This is a genomic window from Sphingomonas sp. (assembly GCF_029239295.1).
GTDB lineage: Bacteria > Pseudomonadota > Alphaproteobacteria > Sphingomonadales > Sphingomonadaceae > Sphingomonas.
The window spans coordinates 131,809-153,914 of sequence record NZ_JAQZBC010000005.1; the positions used below are offsets into that span (position 1 = coordinate 131,809).

General features: G+C 66.6%; 26 protein-coding genes. 14 read left to right on the plus strand and 12 right to left on the minus strand.

The window, feature by feature from the left end; translation table 11 throughout:
- Window positions 1-139: 139 nt before the first annotated feature.
- On the plus strand, window positions 140-1,147 hold the full coding sequence (locus tag K0S66_RS06640; RefSeq protein WP_301074533.1) for a flagellin: 1,008 nt from the start codon (window positions 140-142) through the stop codon (window positions 1,145-1,147).
- A 132-nt stretch (window positions 1,148-1,279) separates the two neighbouring features.
- Here the strand turns inward: K0S66_RS06640 and K0S66_RS06645 are convergent, their stop codons facing one another.
- The 10 genes from K0S66_RS06645 to K0S66_RS06690 form a co-directional block, all read right to left on the minus strand.
- Window positions 1,280-1,870, minus strand: a complete 591-nt coding sequence (locus K0S66_RS06645) for an urea carboxylase-associated family protein (protein WP_301074535.1) — start codon at window positions 1,868-1,870, stop codon at window positions 1,280-1,282.
- Window positions 1,863-2,570, minus strand: a complete 708-nt coding sequence (gene gntA, locus K0S66_RS06650) for a guanitoxin biosynthesis heme-dependent pre-guanitoxin N-hydroxylase GntA (RefSeq protein WP_301074537.1) — start codon at window positions 2,568-2,570, stop codon at window positions 1,863-1,865. The genes K0S66_RS06645 and gntA overlap by 8 nt, the downstream gene beginning before the upstream one ends.
- A 139-nt stretch (window positions 2,571-2,709) precedes the next feature.
- A complete protein-coding gene (locus K0S66_RS06655; protein WP_301074539.1) occupies window positions 2,710-3,456 on the minus strand; it encodes a FliA/WhiG family RNA polymerase sigma factor in 747 nt (248 codons plus the stop codon).
- Entirely contained in the window at window positions 3,453-5,552 is a 2,100-nt protein-coding gene (flhA, locus tag K0S66_RS06660) for a flagellar biosynthesis protein FlhA (protein ID WP_301074541.1), read from the minus strand. Before flhA ends, K0S66_RS06655 begins: the two co-directional genes overlap by 4 nt.
- A 5-nt stretch (window positions 5,553-5,557) precedes the next feature.
- Window positions 5,558-6,427, minus strand: coding sequence for a transglycosylase SLT domain-containing protein (locus tag K0S66_RS06665; protein ID WP_301074543.1), 870 nt, complete (start codon window positions 6,425-6,427; stop codon window positions 5,558-5,560).
- 151 nt (window positions 6,428-6,578) lie between these two features.
- Window positions 6,579-6,887: a flagellar protein FlgN gene (locus tag K0S66_RS06670; RefSeq protein ID WP_301074544.1), complete on the minus strand. Its 309-nt coding sequence runs from the start codon at window positions 6,885-6,887 to the stop codon at window positions 6,579-6,581.
- Window positions 6,874-7,104 carry a flagellar biosynthesis anti-sigma factor FlgM gene (gene flgM, locus K0S66_RS06675; RefSeq protein WP_301074546.1) on the minus strand — a complete coding sequence of 77 codons (231 nt, stop codon included), beginning with the start codon at window positions 7,102-7,104 and terminating at the stop codon, window positions 6,874-6,876. The genes K0S66_RS06670 and flgM overlap by 14 nt, the downstream gene beginning before the upstream one ends.
- Window positions 7,105-7,218: 114 nt before the next feature.
- Complete coding sequence (locus K0S66_RS06680) at window positions 7,219-7,737, minus strand: flagella basal body P-ring formation protein FlgA (protein ID WP_301074548.1); 519 nt, start codon at window positions 7,735-7,737, stop codon at window positions 7,219-7,221.
- Window positions 7,734-8,252: a flagellar motor protein MotB gene (locus K0S66_RS06685; protein ID WP_301074550.1), complete on the minus strand. Its 519-nt coding sequence runs from the start codon at window positions 8,250-8,252 to the stop codon at window positions 7,734-7,736. Before K0S66_RS06685 ends, K0S66_RS06680 begins: the two co-directional genes overlap by 4 nt.
- Entirely contained in the window at window positions 8,249-8,914 is a 666-nt protein-coding gene (locus K0S66_RS06690; protein WP_301074551.1) for a MotA/TolQ/ExbB proton channel family protein, read from the minus strand. Before K0S66_RS06690 ends, K0S66_RS06685 begins: the two co-directional genes overlap by 4 nt.
- Window positions 8,915-9,163: 249 nt before the next feature.
- On the opposite strand from K0S66_RS06690, the gene K0S66_RS06695 reads away from it, so the two are divergent.
- From K0S66_RS06695 to K0S66_RS06755, 13 genes are all read left to right on the plus strand, one after another.
- Window positions 9,164-9,502, plus strand: a complete 339-nt coding sequence (locus tag K0S66_RS06695; protein WP_301074553.1) for a flagellar basal body protein — start codon at window positions 9,164-9,166, stop codon at window positions 9,500-9,502.
- A gap of 3 nt (window positions 9,503-9,505) precedes the next feature.
- Window positions 9,506-9,916 (plus strand): flagellar basal body rod protein FlgC, encoded by a 411-nt coding sequence (gene flgC, locus K0S66_RS06700; protein WP_301074555.1) that lies wholly within the window; start codon window positions 9,506-9,508, stop codon window positions 9,914-9,916.
- A gap of 3 nt (window positions 9,917-9,919) precedes the next feature.
- The gene (locus K0S66_RS06705; protein WP_301074557.1) at window positions 9,920-10,597 is read left to right on the plus strand and encodes a flagellar hook capping FlgD N-terminal domain-containing protein; all 678 of its coding nucleotides are present in this window, start codon (window positions 9,920-9,922) and stop codon (window positions 10,595-10,597) included.
- Between the two features lie 41 nt (window positions 10,598-10,638).
- The gene (locus K0S66_RS06710; protein ID WP_301074560.1) at window positions 10,639-11,883 is read left to right on the plus strand and encodes a flagellar hook protein FlgE; all 1,245 of its coding nucleotides are present in this window, start codon (window positions 10,639-10,641) and stop codon (window positions 11,881-11,883) included.
- A gap of 71 nt (window positions 11,884-11,954) precedes the next feature.
- Window positions 11,955-12,707 carry a flagellar basal body rod protein FlgF gene (gene flgF / locus K0S66_RS06715; RefSeq protein WP_046407769.1) on the plus strand — a complete coding sequence of 251 codons (753 nt, stop codon included), beginning with the start codon at window positions 11,955-11,957 and terminating at the stop codon, window positions 12,705-12,707.
- 30 nt (window positions 12,708-12,737) lie between these two features.
- The gene (gene flgG / locus K0S66_RS06720) at window positions 12,738-13,526 is read left to right on the plus strand and encodes a flagellar basal-body rod protein FlgG (RefSeq protein ID WP_301074564.1); all 789 of its coding nucleotides are present in this window, start codon (window positions 12,738-12,740) and stop codon (window positions 13,524-13,526) included.
- A 14-nt stretch (window positions 13,527-13,540) separates the two neighbouring features.
- Complete coding sequence (locus K0S66_RS06725; protein ID WP_301074666.1) at window positions 13,541-14,227, plus strand: flagellar basal body L-ring protein FlgH; 687 nt, start codon at window positions 13,541-13,543, stop codon at window positions 14,225-14,227.
- Window positions 14,228-14,278: 51 nt separating this feature from the next.
- The gene (locus K0S66_RS06730) at window positions 14,279-15,391 is read left to right on the plus strand and encodes a flagellar basal body P-ring protein FlgI (RefSeq protein WP_301074566.1); all 1,113 of its coding nucleotides are present in this window, start codon (window positions 14,279-14,281) and stop codon (window positions 15,389-15,391) included.
- On the plus strand, window positions 15,388-15,768 hold the full coding sequence (locus K0S66_RS06735; RefSeq protein WP_301074568.1) for a rod-binding protein: 381 nt from the start codon (window positions 15,388-15,390) through the stop codon (window positions 15,766-15,768). The genes K0S66_RS06730 and K0S66_RS06735 overlap by 4 nt, the downstream gene beginning before the upstream one ends.
- A gap of 14 nt (window positions 15,769-15,782) precedes the next feature.
- A complete protein-coding gene (gene flgK, locus K0S66_RS06740; RefSeq protein WP_301074570.1) occupies window positions 15,783-17,120 on the plus strand; it encodes a flagellar hook-associated protein FlgK in 1,338 nt (445 codons plus the stop codon).
- Window positions 17,120-18,013: a flagellin gene (locus K0S66_RS06745; RefSeq protein ID WP_301074573.1), complete on the plus strand. Its 894-nt coding sequence runs from the start codon at window positions 17,120-17,122 to the stop codon at window positions 18,011-18,013. Before flgK ends, K0S66_RS06745 begins: the two co-directional genes overlap by 1 nt.
- 97 nt (window positions 18,014-18,110) lie before the next feature.
- On the plus strand, window positions 18,111-18,974 hold the full coding sequence (gene motA / locus K0S66_RS06750) for a flagellar motor stator protein MotA (protein ID WP_301074574.1): 864 nt from the start codon (window positions 18,111-18,113) through the stop codon (window positions 18,972-18,974).
- Window positions 18,975-18,977: 3 nt separating this feature from the next.
- On the plus strand, window positions 18,978-19,883 hold the full coding sequence (locus K0S66_RS06755; protein WP_301074576.1) for a flagellar motor protein MotB: 906 nt from the start codon (window positions 18,978-18,980) through the stop codon (window positions 19,881-19,883).
- 39 nt (window positions 19,884-19,922) lie between these two features.
- Here the strand turns inward: K0S66_RS06755 and K0S66_RS06760 are convergent, their stop codons facing one another.
- Window positions 19,923-20,858 carry an isoaspartyl peptidase/L-asparaginase family protein gene (locus K0S66_RS06760; protein WP_301074667.1) on the minus strand — a complete coding sequence of 312 codons (936 nt, stop codon included), beginning with the start codon at window positions 20,856-20,858 and terminating at the stop codon, window positions 19,923-19,925.
- Between the two features lie 64 nt (window positions 20,859-20,922).
- On the minus strand, window positions 20,923-22,092 hold the full coding sequence (locus K0S66_RS06765; RefSeq protein WP_301074577.1) for an acyltransferase: 1,170 nt from the start codon (window positions 22,090-22,092) through the stop codon (window positions 20,923-20,925).
- Window positions 22,093-22,106: the final 14 nt, after the last annotated feature.

A 22,106-nucleotide genomic window follows, 5' to 3' on the forward strand; every position in this document is an offset into this window, starting at 1 on the left:
TGGGGCAGTGCAGAACCGATCCGGGGAGCAGCGCAAAAAAGTTCTAAAGGCTTCCGCACCTTGGCCGTTTCGTATGGCGACGGCTCGGCCCTCCGCTCTGGGGGCGGCGGGGCGGTCGTAGACACAAAGGAACGAACCCATGACCGTTATCGGTACCAACATCGCGTCGCACCGCGCCGCCAATGCTTCCAAGGCAGCCAACAACGCCCTGTCGAGCGCCATGGAGCGCCTGTCGACCGGCAAGCGCATCAACTCGGCCAAGGACGACGCCGCCGGCCTCGCCATCAGCCAGTCGATGACCTCGCAGATCCGCGGCATGAACCAGGCGATCCGCAACGCCAATGACGGTTCGGCAATGGCACAGACCGCTGAGGGCGCGCTCGACGAAGTCAGCAACATGCTGCAGCGCATCCGCGAACTGGCCGTTCAGTCTGCCTCGGGCACCTACAGCTCCGACGACCGCAACAACATGCAGGTTGAGGTTTCGGCCCTGACCGCACAGATCGACGACGTGCTGAAGAACACCAAGTTCAACGGCAACGCGCTGTTCAGCTCTCAGGCGAAGACGGTCGACGTTCAGGTCGGTTCGGAGAACGGCAACACCGTTTCGATGAACTTCTCGGCGCTGAACCTGTCGGCGGTGACGGGAACGACTTCGTACAATCTGCCGGCTGCGACCACCCCGGCTGATCCGGCTGATCCGGTCGATCCTGCTGATCCGGTTGATCCCGCAGATCCGGTCGATCCTGCAGATCCGGTCGATCCTGCAGATCCGGCTGACCCCGCAGATCCGGCTGACCCTGTGGATCCGCCCGCTGGCGGCGGCGCCACCATCGTCGGCCTCAACATCTCGGGCGCCACCGCGGCGAACGCGAAGGCCGCGCTCGACACGCTCGACGAGGCACTCAAGTCCGTGGCGACCACTCGCGCCAACCTCGGCGCCAGCCAGAGCCGCCTGAGCTCGGTGGTCAGCAACCTGACCACCAACGCGACCAACCTGACGGCCGCTCGCAGCCAGATCGAGGACGCGGACTTCTCCACCGAATCGACCAACCTCGCCAAGGCGCAGATCCTGAGCCAGGCGTCGACCGCGATGCTGGCGCAGGCCAACCAGTCGCAGCAGGGCGTGATGAAGCTTCTCGGCTGATCCGTGAGCGGCACCGGCACCGCCCCCACATGGGTGCGGGTGCCGCTCCGCTCGGCGCAGCAGAGAAGACGAGGAACCCGGTGGCCCAAGCGGCCGCCGGGTTTTTCCTTATGCGGCGAAGCGGCGTTCGCCCTAGCCCACGATCCGGTAATCGATCGGCTTGAAGCTGCCGCCGTTGGACGAATAGGCGGAACAGGCGGTCAGGCCGATGACGAGGTCCATCGCCGCGCGGAACACGATCTTGTCGCCCGCCTTGCTGATCGGCGGCAACACCTCCAGCTTCCCCGTCTCGCCGTTCACCGGCACGTTCATGAAACAGTTAAACGCGCACGGGATCATGTCCTCGCTCACGCCATAAGGCGCCAGCGCCTCCGCCAGGTTGCCGAAGCAGCCGCGGTGCAGCGGCTTGTCCGGGTAGAAATGCCGGAACGTGTCATAGCTGCACGGGGTCAGCAGGAAATCGTGCCGCCCGACATCGTCGGCGATGATCTCCAGCATCGGGCGCGATCGGTTGGAATACAGCACATGGCCGGTCGTCAGGTAGATCGTCTCGGCATAGTCGAACGTCCGCCCCGAGGAGATCGCCTCCCCCACGTCATCGGCGTTGAAGGCGAGCAGGTCGGACACCTGCACTCCCATCGGGTCGATCACTTCGAGAATGGCGCCCTTGTCGAGGCGAAAGGCCGTGCCGCTTCGTTCGGGAATCCGTGTCGCTTCAGTCATCCGTACCGCGATAATGGAAGGGGCAGGCCCAGGCGTCATCAACGACGCGGCCGCTATATTGCCGTGCCTCGCTCGCGGTGCCGTGGCGCGCGAGCATCGGATTGCGCGATCCGGCCAGCGCCTCGTCGCGCACCAAGATCTTCTCACGCATCCCCTCGTACCGGCCCTCCGCGCGCAGGATCTCGAACTGGTCGTGCAGGTTGAACACCAGCGCCGGCTTGGCAAAGCGCCGCGCCGGCCGGCTCGAATGAGGGTGAAGCCCCACAACGAAGAACGCCTCCCCGCCGAAGCTCAGCGAGAAATGCGGGTCCTCCGGGTCGTGGCTGACGCGCTGGTCATATTCCTGGCCGCGCCAGACGTCCTTGTCGGACAGTGACTGGATGCGATCCCACAGCGCCTGCTCGAACGTCGGCTCATCCAGATCCTCGGGACCGTTGAAGACCACGGCGAAGCTGCGGAACAGCGTCGGTTCCTCACGATAGGCGGCGGCAAAGCGCAGCAGACCATCGTGGATGCGCAGATCATCCCAGCCGCTGTCGATGCGGTTACAGGCAAGGACGTTCAGCGTCCCTTTCGCCAGCGCCGCCTTGGCGCCGACGCACGGGAACAGACGATCCTCGACATGGACCTGGAGCAGGCGCTCGAATCGATCCTGATCCTCATGGCGCCAGGGGAATAACGGTGTAGCGGGTTGAGGCATCGGTCGGAGATACGCGCCAGCGGGCGCGCGCGTTCCCGGATAACCATTTGATCTCGATCAAGAGCCTTGCTTCGCCCGGCCGCTTAACAGCGGCGGATCACCTGTTGCCGAGGGTCCGCCCGGCCACCCGCGGCGGCGTTCAGCCGCGCAGCAGCGCCTTCTTCAGCTTTGCATGGGCAGCGCTCTTGATCTGGCACACGCGCGCCGCGCCGACCCCAAGCACCTCGCCGATCTCGTCCAGGTTCAGTTCCTCGACGTGATACAGCTGGATCACCATCTGCTCGCGCTCCGGCAGGGCGGCGATCGCAGCGATCAGCCGATCACGCTGCTGCCCCTCGGCCAGCAGGTCGAACGCGCTTGGCTCCTCACTGGCAAACCACGGCTGGTCATCGGCATAGACTTCGTCGATCGAATCGAACTTCACCGCCTGGGCCGCGGCATAATCCAGGCGCAGCTTCTCCACCGTAACCCCCAGCCGCCGTGCGGTTTCGTCGTCCTTGGGCGCGCGGCCAAGCTCGCCGGTCAGCGTCTGCACGGTGCGGGCATAATCACGCCGCCGCTTGATCGCGCCGCGCGTCATCGCGGCATGGCGGCGAAGCTCGTCGATCATCGCGCCGCGCAGTCGGGTGGTGAGATATTGCTTGAATGTCACCTGCCCGCGATCCTCGAACGATCCGGCGGCCTCGACCAGCGCGACCAGCCCGGTCTGCACCAGATCCTCCACCTCGATCGCGGTCGAAACACTGCCATGGACGTGCCACGCCAGCCGGCGGACCAGCGGCAGATGCTCGCGCACCAGCGCGCCTTCATCGCGCGCACGCTGGCGCGGCGAATAGGTCAGCGGCGTCGCGTCCGCGAAGGCCGAAGCCATCGGCATCGCGCTCATGCCGCCACCGCCATCTGCGGCTGGCCCGCACCGATGGCCGGGTGCGTATCGTTGGCGCCGATCACGGCGACGACCTCGACGGCCTTGTCTTCGGGGACTTCAAAGAAGCTCATGACAGGGGTGTCCGGCAGACAGGTTTTGACCAATTTGCGGATCGCGACGCGGATCGCGGGCTGCACGACGAGCGCGAAAGGCTTGGCCTCGGCAATCATCGGCTGGGCGGCGCGCTGCAGCGCATCGACGATGCGGCGGCCGAGTTCGGGTTCGACAACATGGCGGCGCGACGGATCAGAGCGTATCGCCTGGCCAAGCAGGCCTTCCAGCCCCCCCTCCAGCGTCATCACGCGCAGCGGCTCCCGCACGCCACACAGTTTCTGAATGATCAGCGGGCCGAGTTCGGGGCGGATCAGCTCGACGATTTCCTCGGCGTCCTGCGTCCGCTGCGCGACGACCGCGACGGCCGACGCGATGCGGCGGAATTCCTTCAGCGTGATGCCTTCGTTCAGCAGCGCCTTCAGCACGCTGGTGAGCGTGGTGAGCGACAGCGGCTGCGGCACCATCGAGGCGACGAGCTGCGGATTGCGCTCCTTCAGCCCGTCGAGCAGCGCCTGGACCTCGTCCGCCCCCAGCAGGTCGGCCGCATTCTGGCCCAGCGCGTGGTTGAGATGCGTGGCGATAACGGTTCCGCTGTCGACCACCAGATAGCCCGCGCCCGTCGCGGCATCGGCATCACCCGGTGCGATCCACGTCGCGTCGAGGCCGAAGGTCGGATCCTTCGCCTTCTTGCCGTGGAGCTCGCCAAAGCCGGTACCGGTGTCGAGCGCCAGCATCTCTTCGGGCGACACCTGATCCTCGCCGACGACCACGCCGCCAACGAGAAGGCGATAGGTGTAGGGCGCCAGGTTGATATCGTCGCGCACCTTCACCTGCGGCACGACGAAGCCCAGTTCCTTGGACAGCTGCCGCCGGACGCCGGTAATCCGGCCCATCAGTGGCGCGCCCTTCCGCTCATCGACCAGCGGCACGAGGCCGTAGCCGATGTCGAGGTTGACCATCATGCCATCGGTTACTTCTTCCCAACCGATGCGCGACTGGTCGACCGGCTCGGGCGCAGCGACTTCCTCGATCGGCGCGGGGCGCTGTGCGATCTTGTGGAGCTTCCACGCGGTGAAGCCGGCCAGCGCAGCAGCAGGCAGCAGCACGAGGTGCGGCATGCCCGGCATGATGCCCAGCAGGCCAAGGATGCCGGCCACCGGCGTCCAGGTGCGCGGGGATCCGAACTGGCTGCCGATCTGCCCGGCCAGGTCCTTCTCGGAGGACACGCGGGTGACGATCGCGGCGGCGGCGATCGACAGCATCAGCGACGGCAGCTGCGCGACCAATGCGTCACCGATCGCGAGCAGCGTGTAGGTCTTGGCCGCTTCCGCGATCGACAGGCCGTGGCTGACCGGCCCCAGGATCAGGCCGCCGATGATGTTTGCCGCCAGGATCAGGATCGCGGCGACCGCGTCGCCCTTCACGAACTTGGACGAACCATCCATCGAACCGTAGAAATCGGCCTCGGTCGCCACTTCGACGCGGCGCTTCTTCGCCTCGTCGGGCGTCATCAGGCCAGCGTTCAGATCGGCGTCGATCGCCATCTGCTTGCCGGGGAGCGCGTCGAGCGTGAAGCGCGCCGACACTTCGGAGACGCGGCCTGCGCCCTTCGTCACCACGATCAGATTGATGATCATCAGGATCGCGAAGACGAAGATGCCGACGATGTAATCGCCACCGATCAGGAAGCTGCCGAACGCCTCGATCACATGGCCGGCGGCGGCCTCGCCCTCATGCCCGTGCACCAGCACGACGCGGGTCGAGGCCACGTTCAGGCCCAGGCGGAACAGCGTGGTGAAGAGGAGGACGGTCGGGAAGGACGAGAAATCGAGCGGCTTCTGCGCGTTCAACGCGACCATCAGCACCGCAAGGCTGATCGCGATATTGGCCACGAAGAAGATGTCGAGCAGGAAGGCCGGGATCGGCACGACCATGACGAGCACGAGCAGCAGGATCGCGGCCGGCAGTGCCGCCTGGCGCGAACTGGCGAGAAGCTTCATCGGGATCAGCCCCCCATCCGCGCGAGCATCATGTACGCCAGCCGCGCATTATCCGGCGACGGGCGCAGCAGATTGGCCGCCTGCGCCGACGCCTGATTCGCGGTGCGGCCCATGGCGGCGGTGGCCCAGCTCATCGCGTCGGACGCGGACTGGTTGGCGCCGGTGATCACCGTCGCGCCCTCCATATCGAGCATCTGGGCGGCGAATTGCAGCCGCGGCAACGAATTGCCGGTATTGCCGGTGCTGCCGGCAGGGCCGGCACCATCGCCCAGCTTCGCGCCAAAACGCTCGTACACTTCGGACAACGAGCGGGCGGAGCCGTCACGATTGAAGAAGACGTTGCGGTTGGCGCCGGCAGCGGCGGGGAACATGCCTGCGGCGGCGCGATCGGGCGACACCTGCATCGCCTTCAGGAATTGCTTGGCCCCGCCCAGCCCCAGGAAATGCGCCATGTACAGGTCAGTGCCGGTCGCTGCACGGCCCAGGCTCGCCTCCAACGCGTCCTTGTTGTCGGAGGCATGTTCGGCCGCCATCAGCGAGGCGGCTTCGGGGTTGTTGCGCAGGTCGAGGATCGCACGGCGAAGGCCGGGATCGCTCACCGTCAACCGGCCAGCGGAATTGCGCTGAATGCCGTCTGCGGCCCAGCCCATGCCATGCTCGGTACCGTGGTTCTTGACCACCGCGAGCCAGCTCTGCTCGATGAACTGGTAGAGGCCAGTCGCCGATGAGGTGCGCGCACGCGCCGTCGCGTTGAAGCCGCTTTCGACCTTCGCCTGGCCAAGCAGGTAATCGAAATCGATCCCGGTCTTGGCAGCGGCCCGCTGGATCGCGGTCTGCACCCGCCCAGCGGCGGCATTGAGAGCGTTGACGGTCATCGGTGCTGAGACATTTCCCTGTTCGCAGGGATGATCAGCAAGGAGTGTGCCAGATACCGAGTGCGCCTATTGGGGGATCAAGGGCACGAAGAGGTAATAGCATGGTGCCGCCGTCACGAGGCGGCAGACCACCACCGCGACGAGCTAAGGTTCAGGCGTAGGCAGGCGCCCGGCGATAGGCGCTATTGTCCTCGCCGGTCAGCAGCTGCAGGCGGCGACGCACGTTGGCGGCCATCAGGTTCACATAGATGCGGCATGTGTCGTTGAGGCGGTTCGCCTCATCGGCAAGGTCGCGCAGCTCGGGGCCGGCCGGGCCTTCGCCTAGGCCACGCAGCGTCTCGATCGCGACCAGCTTTGCCGAGGTCGCCTTTTCCAGCTCGGCCACATTGTTCGCCTTCAGCGCGGCGATCTCGCCGTGCAGCGTGTCGATCACGCGGATAAGGGCATCACGCCTTGTCATTCGACATCCATTCGTAGCGGGCGGCGATCAGCGCGTCGGCGATGGTGGAGGGAGAAAGCGGAAAGGTGCCCTTTGCAATGGCTTCCTTGATCCGCGCCACGCGCTCCACGTCGACCGGCGCAGACGCTGCCAACTGCGCGGCAACGGTCGGCGTCGGTGCCGCCTGCGGCTGCTTCGTCACGCTGGCGGCAGCTGCCGGCGTCGCTACACGCGACACTCCAGCGACCCGATCGCGTGGTCTTGTCCCAATCGGCTCGACCATAAAAATCCCCGTTGCGCCTCGATCCCACCGACATAAACGGCAAGAACGCAGGCGCCTTTAGGATTTTTTTCATTCCGCCCAGCCCGGCAGGGTGGCACGGCCGGGCGCGACGGCAACGGCCTGTACCGGCATCTTGCCACCTTCGACCCGCACCATCAGGCGCTGTCCCTCCCCGGCATCTGCCATCGCCACGCCTTCACGCGTGATCGAAAAGCCGCCGGAGCCAGCCTCGATCACCAGCGGATCGCCGCGCTTGATGATCTTTTCCGCTGTCGCTGTGGGTACCGCCGCCGCAGTGCCGGGACGCGTCACGACAGTCGCCCCGGCAGGCATGCGGATCGGCACGAACAATCGCCATTCCGGCGCGGCGCAGGATATGACCACCGCATCATGCGCGTCGGTGCGCCACGACAGCGCCACCGTGGAACATTGCTTCAGCCGCAGGCGGGAGTCGATCGCGGCGCGCGGGCCGCCGTCTTCGCCGATCGATCGCCCGGCAAAGGCGGCCACCGCCTTGTCGAGCGCGGTTGTGTCCTGATGTGCGGTAGCGGTGGCAGGCGCGGCGAGCGCCAGGGCGAGCGCGATCACATGGTTTCTCCGGTAAAGGATAGGGTGACGACCACTTGCCGGCGCGAGGGCCGGTCAGCGGTCAGGATAACAAGGCGGCCGTCCGCCACCGGGGCGAGCACGGCGGCAACCGCACGGGCGCGATCGGCAGCCAGCACTGCCGCGCTGCCCGTCGATGGATCCACATCCGCCGCGGATCCATCGACGGCAGCGGTGACGCGCAACGTCACGCGCGGATCACGCGTGGCCTCGCGCGCCCAGGCGAGCAGGCTGCGCGGAGAAGATGGCAGCTGCGCCGATCCCGGTGCGAAACCGAACATGCCAGCTGCGGCAAGCGGGAGCGGATCGGGTCGCACAGGCTGGCTGGCAACGCCGAAGCCGGCACGAATGCCCTGCACCAGCGCCTCGCGATCGAGCTTCTGGTTGGCCTGAAGAAGCACAAAGAAGCCGACCAGCAGCAGCGCCAGGTCGGCGAGCGTGACCAGCCACAGCGGCCGGACGGCTACCGCCGCGGGAAATTCGTCGGCGTGTGTCATGCCGCCTCGGTCCTGCGCAGGGGTGAAAAGCTGATCGATTGCGGTTGCTCGCGCTCCGCCAGGGCAATGAGCGGCGCCTCCAGTCGCTGACGCTCGAACGCCTCGACGCGTGCGGCAGTGCGCAGCCGTGTGGCGATCGGCATGGCGACCAGATTGCCCAGCAGCGCGCCATACAGCGTCGCCAGCAGTGCCACCGCCATGGCGCCGCCGATTGCCTGCGGATCGGTCATCTGGACAAACATCGCGACCAGGCCGATCAACGTGCCGACCATGCCCATCGCGGGCGCGGCCTCGGCCATCCCGGCCCACATATCCGCTACCGTCACGTGCCGCTCGATCCGCGCGCGGCGAAGATGCTGCAGGCGTCCGGCAACCTGCGCTGGCGAATGACCGTCAACGATGTCCGCAATCGCCGCGGCGACATCCGGATCGGCAATCACCGACCGGTCGAGCGCCATGGCGCCGTGACGCTTGGCGATCCGGCCAAGCGCCGCAATCTGCTCCACCAGCGGATCGGCGCTGAACGGGCCGCGCAGCAAGGTCCGCAGCGAGCCGACGGCGCGCGCCAGATCGCGTGCCGGGCTGCGCAGGATCGCCGAAGCAATCGTGCCGCCGCCGACGATCGCCAGCGCCGCAGGATCGAGGAAGGTGCCGAAGTCCATGGTCGCGCCTACGCAAGCGCCGGGCCAGTTCAGTTCTGGCTACGCGCTCGCGTAGCCAGAAGGCGATCGTGCGCAACCGGCCGGCACCGATTGCCGGCAGCCCCGGGTCATCCGGCAAGCCTTGCCGGCCGCCCGGCAACATCTTGCCGCCCCTCTCCTGCGGCCCGGCTGCCGCTGACCGGCAGGACGAAGTGGCACACACCTTGCTGGATACTGCGCGCACAGGCTCGTGCAGGAGATTTCAGGCCAATGGCCAACGGCAGTCTTTTCGGGGTTCACGGCGCAGCGCTCGAGGTTCGGGCGCAGCGGATGAACCTGCTCGCGTCCAACATCGCCAATGCCTCCACGCCCAATTTCAAGGCAAAGGACATCGATTTCAACCAGGCGCTTGCCTCGGTGGAACGGCAGGGCGGGATCGAGCAGGCGACGCTGTACCGCACGCCCGATTCCCCCTCGATGGACGGCAACACGGTCGAGCTCAGCAAGGAGCAGACCGCCTTCGCCGAGAACGCGGTCCAGTATCAGAGCACGCTGTCGTTCCTGAACGGCCGCATCAATCAGCTCACCCGTGCGCTGAAGGGAGAATAACCCATGGCGAACCAGCCACTTTCGATCTTCCAGGTCGCCGGCCGCGCGATGTCCGCGCAGCTGGTGCGGATGAACACCACCGCGTCGAACCTCGCCAATGCGGGCGCCGTCAGCGGATCTTCGGAAACCGCCTATCGCACGATGAAGCCGGTGTTCCGCACGCAATTCGATCAGGCGAGCGGCATGGCCACCGTCAATGTCGAGCGCGTCGTGACCGCGGGTGAGGAGCCGGTGAAGATCAGCGATCCGAACAACCCGATGGCTGACGCCGACGGTTATGTTTACCAGTCCGCCGTCGACGAGACGCGGGAACTGGTCGACATGATGGAGACCGCGCGCAGCTACCAGAACAACGTGGAGGTGATGAACACCGCCAAGTCGTTGATCGTCGACACGCTGAAGCTGGGGCGCTGATAGATGGCGACCTCCTTTGACAGAACGCTGGGCAATCTGGGCATCAGCACCGCCAACACCGCAGCGAAGAACGCGGCCACCAAGTCACCAACGATGGGGCAGGCCGATTTCCTGAAGCTGATGACGGCGCAGATGAAGAACCAGGATCCGTTCGATCCGGTCGACAACACCCAGATGGTTGCGCAGATGGCGCAATTCTCCTCGCTCGCCGGCATCACCGAGATGGGCTCCACGCTGAAGGCGATCGCCGACAAGCTGGGGGCGACCAGCATGCAGGATGCCGTCAGCTATGTCGGCCGCACCGTGCTGACGCCGGGCAATGTCGCTTACGGCCGCGCGTCGGGCGGGATTGCCGGCGCGATCGAGCTTGGCGCCGATGCCAGCAACGTCACCGTCGCGATCTCCGATGCCAACGGCCAGCTGCTGCATAGCGCCGATCTGGGCGCGCAGAAGGCGGGCTCGGTCAGCTACGACTGGGACGGCAAGACCGCCGCCGGCGCGGATGCCGGCGCTGGTCCCTTCACCGTCAGCATCAGCGCCAATGACGGCAGCCGCTCGGTTGCCGCCACCAGCCTCGTCTGGGCGCCGGTTACCTCCGTTTCCACCACCAGCGGCGCTGCCGCCCTGACCTTGCCGGGGATCGGTGAGGTTCCCGCCACCGCCGTTCGCCAGATCGGCTGACCTCTCCCCTCACCTTATCCCACGTTCCAGGAGTTACCTCGATGTCCTTCTACACTTCGCTTTCCGGTCTCCAGGCTGCGCAGACCGACATGTCGACCATCTCGCACAACCTCGCCAACGTCTCGACCAACGGCTTCAAGAAGAGCCGCAGCGAATTTACCGACATCATGGCGTCGAACTTCACCAACGACCCGCGCCGCCTGACCGGGTCCGGCGCCGCACTGGCGCAGAACAAGCAGATGTTCAGCGCGGGCAGCTTGGTGACGACCGGCTCGTCGCTCGACCTCGCCATTGCCGGGGACGGCTTCTTCCCGGTTAAGACCACCGCACCGGGCGGCACCACCATCGCCTATACCCGCAACGGCAGCTTCGGCGTCGATCCGAACCGCTTCATCACCGACGCGCAGGGCAGCCGGCTGCAGGCCTATGCGGTCGAAACCGACGGCACCGTGCCGGGCGCTGGCACCCTCATCGACGTGCGCGTGCCCGACACCAGCGGGGCGGCCACTGCGACCAGCAAGCTGGCGCTCAAGGCCAACCTGAACGCCGGCGCCGCCGCCTCCGACGTCGAATTCGCCCGTACCAACCCCGCCAGCTACGGCAGCGCGACGACCACCACCATCTATGACGCGGCCGGCAACCCTCAGACGCTGACCAACTACTTCGTCCGCAAGGCGCCGGCCGATGCGACCAGCACCGCCAGCGAATGGACCGTCCACAGCTTCGTCGGCGACGTGGAAATGAACGAGGGCGGCACCGACATCGCGTTCGACTCCAGCGGCAATCTGCTGGGCGGCGGCACCTTCACGCTCGCCTTCCCCGAGGCTGGCGAGGCGACCCGCGCGCCCATCAGCTTTGACATGACCGGCACGACCGCGGCCAAGCAGCCGTTCAGCGTCGCATCGCGGTCACAGAATGGCGCCGCGCCGGGCGAGTTCGCCGGCATCACCGTCGACAACAGCGGGATCATCACCGCCAGCTATTCAAACGGCGACGCGGTGAAGCTGGGCAAGGTTGCGCTGGCCAACTTCGTCAACCCGACCGGTCTGCGCCAGAACGGCGGGCAATATTGGAGCGCCAGCGGCCTGTCCGGCACGGCCACCATGGGTGCCGCGAACGAGAACGGCTTCGGCAAGCTGATGTCGGGCACGATCGAGGGATCAAACGTCGACATCACCGAGGAGCTGGTCGAGCTGATCGCCGCGCAGCGCAACTTCCAGGCGAACGCCAAGGCGCTCGATACCTCCAGCCAGATCTCGCAGACGATCTTCAACATCCGCGCGTAATTCTGGCCTGACTCTTGCTGTGTTCCGTCTGCGCCTCGGCGTGAACGGAACACCTTTGGATCGATCGAACCATGGACAAGCTGGTCTACACGGCGGCGACGGGCCTCAAGGCGCACATGGCGGCGCAGGCCGCCATCGCCAACAACATGGCAAACGCCTCCACGACGGGCTTTCGCGCCGACCGCGTGGTGTTCGACCGGATCGAGCTGAAGGGCGGCGGCGCGCGTTTCGATGCGCGTGCGCCCGCCGCGCAGGAAGTCACCGATGCCGACCGCAGCGTCGGCGCGATGATCCAGACCGGTCGCAATCTCGACGTGGCGCTGACCGATGCCGACACCTGGCTGACGGTACAGGCGCCCGACGGCACCGAAGCCTATACGCGCCGCGGCGACCTGACTGTCACCGCATCGGGCACGTTGCAGACGGGCGACGGCTATCTGGTGATGGGGTCGGGGGGCCCCATCACCATCCCGCCTTACAATTCGCTGTCGATCGGGTCCGACGGCTCGATCTCGATCGTCCCGCAGGGCGGCGCCGCCACCGACGTCACCGTGATCGACAAGCTGAAGCTGGTGTCGGATCGCGGCTCGTCCACGGTGAAGGGCCTCGACAATCTGATGCACGTGCGCGGCGGCGGCGTGCTGCCGGAAAACATGGACGCCAAGATCGCGTCCGGCACGCTCGAACAGAGCAACGTCAACATGACCCAGGTGCTCGTCGACATGATCGAGAACCAGCGCAGCTACGAGGTCCAGGCGAACCTGCTGAAGGAAGCCAAGACCATGGACGAAGGCGCCGCCTCCGTCATGCGGATGCCCGGCTAAGCCCCGCGCGCGATTAGAAGGAATTAGACCATGACCACCGCCGCCATGCACATCGCGCGCACCGGGCTCGACGCCCAGGATACGCGCATGCGGGTGATCTCGAACAACCTCGCGAACGTGAATACCACCGGGTACAAGCGTGATCGCGCGGCGTTCGAGACGCTGAGCTACCAGGTGATCACCGCGCCCGGCGCACAGTCGACGCAGGAAACGAAGTACGCGACCGGCCTGAACCTGGGCACCGGTGTCCGCGTGCAGAGCACGGCGCGGATCGACACGCAGGGCTCGCTCGCCACCACCGGCAACAGCCTCGACATGGCGCTCGACGGCGACGGCTATTTTCAGGTGCAGCTGCCCGGCGGGCAGCTCGGCTACACCCGCGCAGGCAATTTCTCGCGCTCGCCGGAGGGCCTGCTGGTCACGTCGGAGGGGTATCAGGTGATGCCCGGCATCAACGTGCCCGAGAATGCCACCGCGATCACCATCGGCATGGACGGCACCGTCTCGGCGACGATCCCGGGCCAGGCGGAATCGTCCAACCTCGGGCAGATCCAGGTCGCCAGCTTCCCCAACACCGCCGGGCTCCAGTCGATAGGCGACAATTACCTGGTCGAGACCGGCGCATCGGGCACCGCCAACATGGGCGTGCCCGGCGAGGACGGCCGCGGCAAGATCCGCCAGGGAATGCTGGAGGCGTCGAACGTCAACGTCGTCGAGGAACTCGTCGACATGATCGAGACCCAGCGCGCCTACGAGGTCAATTCGAAGATGATCTCGGCGACCGACGAGATGCTCAAATACGTCAATCAGAACATCTGATGGCCCGCCGCATCATGACGATCCGCACGCTCCCGCTCGTCGCCGCCTTTTCCGGTGCGGCGCTGCTGGTCACGCCCGCCCACGCCGGCCTGTTCGGCAAGAAGGCACCGGCGGAGGATTTCAGCGCGGTCCATCCCGCGCCGGTGGCTCCTGCGCCTGCACCCGCGACCGGCGCGATCTTCCAGGTGGCGGATGGCTATGCCGCGCTGCACGAGGGCTGGCGCGCCCGGCGCGTCGGCGATCCGCTGACGATCGTGCTGGTCGAGCGGACCGCCGCGTCCAAGTCGTCAACCTCGAAGCTCGATTCGGGCGGCGGCTTCGGCATCACCCCGCCCACGACAGGCCCGCTCAACCTGTTCAACACCACCGACGCCACCGTCAGCGGCAATCGCAACTTCAACGGCACCGGCACCGCCGGCCAGGCCAATTCGCTGTCGGGCGAGATCTCGGTCACCGTGGCACAGGTCTATCCCAACGGGACGATGCTGGTTCAGGGCCAGAAGCGCGTGACGCTGAACCGCGGCGACGAATTCGTCCAGATCAAGGGGCTGGTGCGCACCGCCGACGTGGATCGCGACAATCGCGTGCTCTCGACGCGCGTTGCCGATGCCCAGATCGCCTATACGGGCAAGGGCGACGTCGCGCGCGCCGGCCGTCAGGGCTGGCTCAGCCGCTTCTTCCAGGTGGTAAGCCCATTCTGATCGCGGCCACTTAGCGCCGAATTAACCACGTTTGCCCCAGAAGCGAGCATCATGACCATGTTCCGCACCCTCCTCGCCCTCCCTGCCCTGCTTCTTGCAGCGCTGATCGTCGCGGCGCCCGCCTCGGCTGACCGGATCAAGGATCTCGGCGGCTTCCAGGGCATCCGGTCGAACCAGCTGACCGGCTATGGCGTGGTGGTCGGCCTGCCCGGCACGGGCGACGACAACCTCGAATATACCGTTCAGTCGATGAAGGCGGTCGCCTCGCGCTTCGGCCTTCAGCTGCCGCCCAACGCGAACCAGGGGCTGAAGAACGCGGCGGTCGTGCTGATCACGGCCGAGCTCCCTGCCTTTGCGAAGCCGGGCCAGCGGATCGACATCACCGTGTCATCGATGGGCAAGGCCAAGTCGCTTCGTGGCGGCAGCCTGATCATGGCCCCGCTGCTGGGTGCCGATGGCCAGATCTACGCCATGGCGCAGGGCAACCTGGCGGTCGGCGGCCTCGGCGCAGAGGGCAAGGACGGGTCGCAGATCGTCGTCAACACGCCCTCCACCGGCCGTATCCCCGAAGGCGCCACGGTGGAACGCGCGGTCGCCACCGGCTTTGCCGATGCCCCGAACCTCACCTTCAATCTCCAGCGCGCGGATTTCACTACGGCACAGAATGTGGCGGCGGCGATCAACCAGCGCCTCGGCTTCGGCGTGGCGCAGGCGGTCGATGCCGTCTCCGTCGCGGTGCGCGCCCCTGTCGGCGCTGACGTGCGCGCGACCTTGATGTCGACCATCGAGAACCTCGACGTCGTTTCGGCAGAGCCGCCCGCCAAGGTCATCGTCAACGCCCGCTCTGGCACCGTCGTTATCAATTCGGCGGTGCGCGTCGGCCCGGCGGCCGTGACTCACGGCAAACTGACGGTGCGGATCGACGAGAATCAGCGCGTCAGCCAGCCCGCGCCCTTCAGCCAGGGTCAGACCGCGCTTGAGCGCCAGTCTGGCGTCGCGGTGGATGAGGAGAAGCGGCCGATGTTCCTGCTCGCCCCCGGCCCCAAGCTTGCCGACATCGTCAAGGCGGTGAACGCGATCGGCGCCTCCCCGGCGGATCTCGTCGCCATCCTCGAGGCGCTGAAGGAAGCCGGCGCCCTCAAGGCTGAGTTGATCGTCCTGTGAGCGGCCCCAGCCAGATCGGGCGGATTTCCGGCACCACCGGGATCGATTCGGGCCTGAAGCGCCAGGCAACCGCCGACAACCTGAAGGCCGCCGGCCAGCAATTCGAGGCGGTGTTCACCGGCATGATGCTGAAGTCGATGCGCGCGGCAAAGTTGGCGGAGCCACTGTTTGACAGCCAGGCGATCGACACCTTCCGCGACATGCAGGACCAGAAAATGGTGCAGCAGATGGCGAAGCACACCCCGCTGGGCATCGGCGAGGCCATGACCGAATTCCTCTCACGTGGCCTTTCGGCAACAGCGGCGGAAAATCAGAACGACGGCGAAAAAGTCGTGGAACCACCCGCGGATCTTCAACCCCGCCTTAACCACGACTGATCCAAAAGGGCGTCGTGAGCGACCTTCTTTCCATCGGCGCATCTGGCGTCCGCGCGAATCAGACCGCCCTTGGCGTGGTGTCGGAGAACATCGCGAACGCCGGGGTGACGGGCTATTCGCGCCGTACGATCACGACGACGGAGATCAGCAGCGCATCCGGGACAACCGGCCGCGCGACCGGCCACGGCGTCTTCGTCACGGGCGTGACGCGCGCAGCCGACCAGTTCAAGGCCGCCGCCGTTCGCACGGCAGGTGCCGATCTGGCACGGACCGAGGCGGGCGGCGTGTGGATGGACCGGATCCAGTCGTCGCTCACCGGCGCCGGCCTAGAGGGCCGCCTCACCGCCTTCTTCAACGCCGCAAAGGGCGTCGCCGCCGATCCTACTGCGACCGCGCCGCGCGCAGTGATGCTGGAACAGGCCAACGCGCTCGCCGCCTCCTTCACCGCCACCGGCGTTGCACTCTCCAACGCGACCGCCGAACTGGACGCGACCGCCGATGGCGGCGTCGCCGATCTCAACAGCCTGTCGCAGGCGCTGGCGAAGGTGAATGACGGCCTCAGCCGCGCTGTGCCCGGCACCAACGCCGCCGTGAACCTGGCCGATCAGCGCGACGCCATTCTCGAAAAGATGAGCAGCCTCGTCGATGTTTCGGCCACTTATGATCCGGCCGGTCGCGCGACGGTGCGTGCTGGCGCTGGCGCCGGAACGATGCTCGTCAGCGGCAGTCAGGTCGCCACAGTCAGCTACGCCCGCAATGCCGAGGGTACGGTTGCCTTTGCCGTCACCAACGGAGACGATGTGTCGGTGCTGACGCCGCAGGGCGGCGCACTCGGCGGGGTGGTCGACGGTGCGCAGCGGCTCGCCGGCGCGCGCATTGAGCTGAACGCACTGGCCACGAGCTTCGTCGCCGGCGTCAACGCAGTGCAGGGTAACGGCCGCACGCTGGACAATGCCGCTGGCACGCCGATGTTCACTGTCGGCGGCTCCCCAACTGACATCACCATGACGATGACTGATCCGCGCGGGATCGCAGCGGCGGCGCCGGACGAGGGAACGCGCGGCAACGGCAATCTGGCGGCGCTCGAATCGCTCCGCACGGGCGCCGAGTTCGAAGGCACGATCGGCCGCATGGTTTCCACCAACGCCGCAGCCATTCAGGCGCGCGGCATCGTCGCTGACGCGCAGGGAGCGATCCACGACGGCGCGATCGCGGCGCGGGACACGATTTCGGGCGTCGATCTGGATCGCGAGGCAGTCGACCTGCTGCGCTTCCAGCAGGCGTATCAGGCGTCCAGCCGGATCATCTCGGTCGCCCGCGACACCTTCCAGACCTTGCTGGATATCCGCTGATGAGCGTCAATCTTTCCACCAACCAGTTCTACAATCGCTCCAGCGCGTCGATGCAGAAGCTGCAGGCGCAGTTCGATCGGCTGAACGAACAGGTCTCGACCGGCAAGAAACTGCTGGCGCCGTCGGACGACAGCGTCGGATACCAGCGGCTGCAGGGGATCAACCGCGCCAATGCCGATGGCGCGCAGGATCTTGCGAACGTCAAACTGGCGCAGGCCACCCTGCAACAGGCCGGCAGCAGCGTGACCAGCATGTCGGAGCGTCTGCAGCGCGCCTCCGAACTGGTGATCCAGGGACGCAACGGCACCAACTCGCCGGCCGCCAAGCAGGCGATTGCGACCGAGCTGGCGAGCATCATGGAATCGATCGTCACACTGGCGAACGGCAAGGATGCGCGCGGCCTGCCGCTGTTTGGCGGCAAGGACGATGGCCCCGCCGTCACGGCCGGCGCCACCGGCGCGCTCGGCTTTGCCGAGGGCAAGGCCGCAGCGATGCCGATCGGCGATGGCCAGACGGTCGAGGCGACGGTCAACGCACGCGAATTTCTCGCGGTGAAGGATGGCGACGATCTCGGCACCGCGATGGCGGCCATCATCGCCGCGCTGCGCGCCGACGAACCGATCCCCGACGGCGCCGTCGATACGCTCAACACCGTCGCCGATCAGGTGACGGCGACCCAGGCATCGCTCGGCGCGCGCGAAGTGCGCGTCGACTTGCAGGCCGCTCAGCTGAAGACCGCTGCCGATGATCGGGAGATGGTCCGCGCCGATATCGAGGACGCCGATCCGACCGAGACGATCGTCCAGCTTCAGAAAACCATGACGATCCTGCAGGCGACGCAGGCGAGCTTCTCGAAGCTCTCCAGCCTGTCGCTGTTCAGCTATCTGCGCTGACGTCCAGGCGCCCGCTACGGGCGCCATTTTTCCAGTAAAGAAATCCGCCGGCCGGTCGTTTCAAAGATAGCACCTTATGTAGCGTCCGGGGATAAAGATGTTCGCCGCCATCGGCCTTGTTGTTCTTATAGCCATGGTCTTCGGCGGCTTTGCCTTCACGGGCGGTTCGCTGGGTCCTGTGCTCCACGCCCTGCCACACGAAATGCTGATCATCGGCGGCGCCGCTGCCGGCGCGCTGATCATCGGCAACTCGGGCAAGGAGCTGAAGGCGGTCGGCGGCGGCCTCGCCAAGGTGTTCAAGGGCCCCAAGTACAAGAAGCAGGATTACCTCGACGTCATCTTCCTCGTCAGCAAGCTGATGAAAATGCTGCGCATGGAAGGCCCGATCGCGCTGGAGCCGCATGTCGAGGATCCGCAATCCTCCGCGATCTTCGCCGAATATCCGCGCCTGCTGGCCGATCACACCCTGGTCAATCTGGTCGCCGACACGCTGCGGCTGGTGGTCGTCTCCTCCGGCACGCTCGACGTCCATGCCGTCGAAGAGGTGATGGATAACGCCATCAAGACCCACCATCATGAGGTTGAGGGCCCGCACACCACGCTGACCTCGCTCGCCGACGCCCTGCCCGCGCTGGGCATCGTCGCTGCCGTGCTCGGCGTCGTGAAGACGATGGGCTCGATCGATCAGCCGCCCACGGTGCTCGGCGGGATGATCGGCTCTGCGCTCGTGGGCACGTTCCTGGGCGTGCTGCTCGCTTATGGCATCGTCAGCCCGCTCGCCTCACGGCTGAAGCAGGTGATCGATGCCGATGCCGCCATTTATCATGTGGTGAAGCAGATCATCATCGCCTCGCTCCACGGCCACCCGCAGCCGCTGGTGATCGAGGCCGCCCGTTCGGGCATCGCGCACACCAACCAGCCCGGCTTTGCCGAGGTGTTCGACGGCCTTCGGGGCAAGTAAGCGATGGCCGCGCGCGCTCCCCATGGCAGCAATCAGCCGCCCAAGATCATCGTCAAGAAGATCTATATCGAGGGCCACGGCGGCCATCACGGCGGCGCCTGGAAGGTCGCCTATGCCGATTTCGTCACCGCGATGATGGCGTTCTTTCTCCTGATGTGGCTGCTCGGCGCGACCACGGAGAAACAGCGCAAGGGCATCGCCGACTATTTTGCGCCGACCATCCTCAACACCAAGTCGCTGGGCATCGGCGGCAGCGGCCTGCTGGGCGGCGATTCGGTCACCACCCAGGAAAAGAGCGGCCCGCACGACGGCAATTCACGCCTGCCGATGATCGTCGCGCACAGCGATTCGGGCGGCGGCCAAAAGGTCGGCACCGGCACCAAGGGTTCGCTGCGCAGCCGTCAGGCGATCGCGGCGGAGGACCGGAAGAACTTCGCCAAGCTGAAGCAGCAGGTCGAAAAGCAACTGCGCGAGCGGCAGGGCCTGGCAAAGCTCGCCAAGCACATCCGCTTCACGATGACGCCAAGCGGCATGCGCATCGATCTGGTCGATGACGCCAATTATTCGATGTTCGCGCTCGGCACGACGGCGCTGGAAAGCGACGCGTCGGCGCTGATCGGCATGGTGGCTGAAGGGATCCGCGAAACGCAGAACCCGATCATGATCCGCGGCCATACCGACAGCCTGCCCTTTGGCGATCCGCGCGCGATGAACAACTGGATCCTGGGAACGGGCCGCGCCGAGGCGACACGCCGCCGGCTGGCGCGCGGCGGCATTCCTGAAAGCCGCTTCCACCGGATCGAGGGCGTGGCCGATCGCGAGCCGATGATCACCAGCAATCCGATGGACCCGCGCAATCGCCGCGTCGCCATCACCCTGCTCTATCGCGCCGGCTCGTTCGGCCAGTAAGCGGCAACGGGTGCCCGGCCGGCACCCGTCACGCTTCGATCAGGGCTCGTCGCGATAGATCGCCACGGTCGGCGCACCGCCGGCGCTCACCCGCCCGCGATACATGCCCGGCGTGTTATAGCTCCAGGCCGTGGCGCCCGACGGCGTGTTGACGATGACGCCGCCGTCACCGCCCAGCCCCTGCACTTCGGCCATCACCGCATCGGCCGCGACTTGCGGGCTCTCGCCCTTGAAGCGGATGCGCGCGCAGATCTCATGCGCCACGCCCTCGCGGATGAAATATTCGCCGGCGCCTGTCGCCGAAACCGCACAGGCCCGATCGTCGGCATAGGTGCCCGCGCCGATCACCGGTGCGTCGCCGATCCGGCCCCAGCGCTTGCCGGTGACGCCGCCGGTCGATGTTGCCGCCGCGACATGGCCGCTCGCGTCGCGCGCCACCGCGCCGACGGTGCCATATTTGCGATCGACGTCGATCGCTGACAGCTTCTTTGCCTTCAGCGTCTCCAGCTGCCGCCGCCGCTCAGGCGTCGCGAACCAGCTCTGATCGGCCTGCTCCAGCTTCTGCGCGCGGGAAAAGGCGTCTGCGCCGGTGCCCGCCAGGAAGACATGATCGCTCTTTTCCATCACCGCGCGCGCCAGGCTGACGGGATGGCGCGTGCCGGTAACCCCCGCAACCGCGCCGGCCGCCCGCGTGCGCCCATCCATGATCGCCGCGTCCAGTTCGTTGCGGCCGTCCCAGGTGAATACCGCGCCGCGCCCGGCGTTGAAATGCGGGTCATCCTCCAGCACGTGGATCGCGGCCTCGACCGCATCCAGCGCGCTGCCGCCCTTGTCGAGCACCGCCGATCCTGCCGCCAGCGCCTGGCTCAGCGCCGCGCGGATTGCCTTGTCCTGCTCGGGTGTCAGCTTGTCGCGCTCGATCACCCCGGCACCGCCATGGATCGCAAGCGACCAGCGCGGCGCCTCCTGCGCCATGGCGGGGGTTGCAAGCAGGGCGGCAAGAACGGGCAGGAACAGGCGCATGAGAATCCTTTTTTCGTCAGACAATGGCAGGGCGAGGATCAGGAATGCCGGCCCGCGGGCGGTGCAGCCGCAGGCCGATCAGCGGGCGCAGCCACGGCACGCGGCGGCCGCCGAGGTAAAAGGCCCAGCAGCCCGCCACCGTCGCCGCCACCAGGATCACGAAATCCAGCGCGAGCGGCAAGCCGGCGAGCAGCAGCCAATAAGCGACGACCACGATGATCGTCTGGTGGATGATGTAGAAAGGGAACACCGCCTCGGTCAGCATCGGGCGCCAGCGATGGTCGCGGTTCCAGAATGTCTCCGCGATGCCGATCAGCGCCGCGATGGTCATCCAGCCCTGCACCCCGCGCGCCAGGCTGAAGATCGTGCCGAACGGGCGCGGCGTCACGCGATAGCCGGCAAAGACGATCTGGATCGCAGCCACGGTCAGGAACGCGAGCAGCGCCGCCAGCGCCGTCACCTTCCACCACCGGGCGAAGGTGGCGATCATCCGTTCGCTGCCCGCCATCGCGTAGCCAAGCGCAAACATTGGGAAATAGGTGGCATGGGCAACCCAGTCGCCCACCATTTCGTGCGTTTCGCGCGCGCCGGGGAACAGCACGCCGCTGACCAGCATCAGCCACGCCATCGGCAGGATCAGCGCGCCGACACCGCCGAACAGCCGCTCGAACACGCGCTGCGCCGCGGCGCTTGCGCTGCGCGGCGTGACCGTCAGCAGCGCGGTAAAGGCGAGCGTATAGACCCACAGATAAGCAACGAACCACAGGTGGTTCCAGGTTGGCAGGAAGATGCCGTCGACCCGGCGAAACGCGAAATAGTCGCTGCTCCAGAACGCCAGGAAACCGCCCGTCCAGCCATGCTGCGTCACCAGCTCGACCCATGGCTGCGGCGGCACGATCACCGCCATGCCGAAGATCAGCGGGATCAGCAGCCGCGCGGTGCGGTTGCGCACGAACGGCCACGGCCCGGTATGGCGCACGAACAGCGCCCGGCTGGCATAGCCCGACACCAGGAACAACAGCGACAATCGCCACGGGTTCGACAGCATCATCGGCACCGTCACCCATTGTTCCGCGGCGAGCTTCGCGTGAAAGCCCCACGGCACGAAAACCATGCCGATATGATACAGGATCAGGATCGCAAACGCCCCGATCCGAAGCCAGTCGAGGCCGTAGTGCCGCTGCATCGCCGGGCAACTAG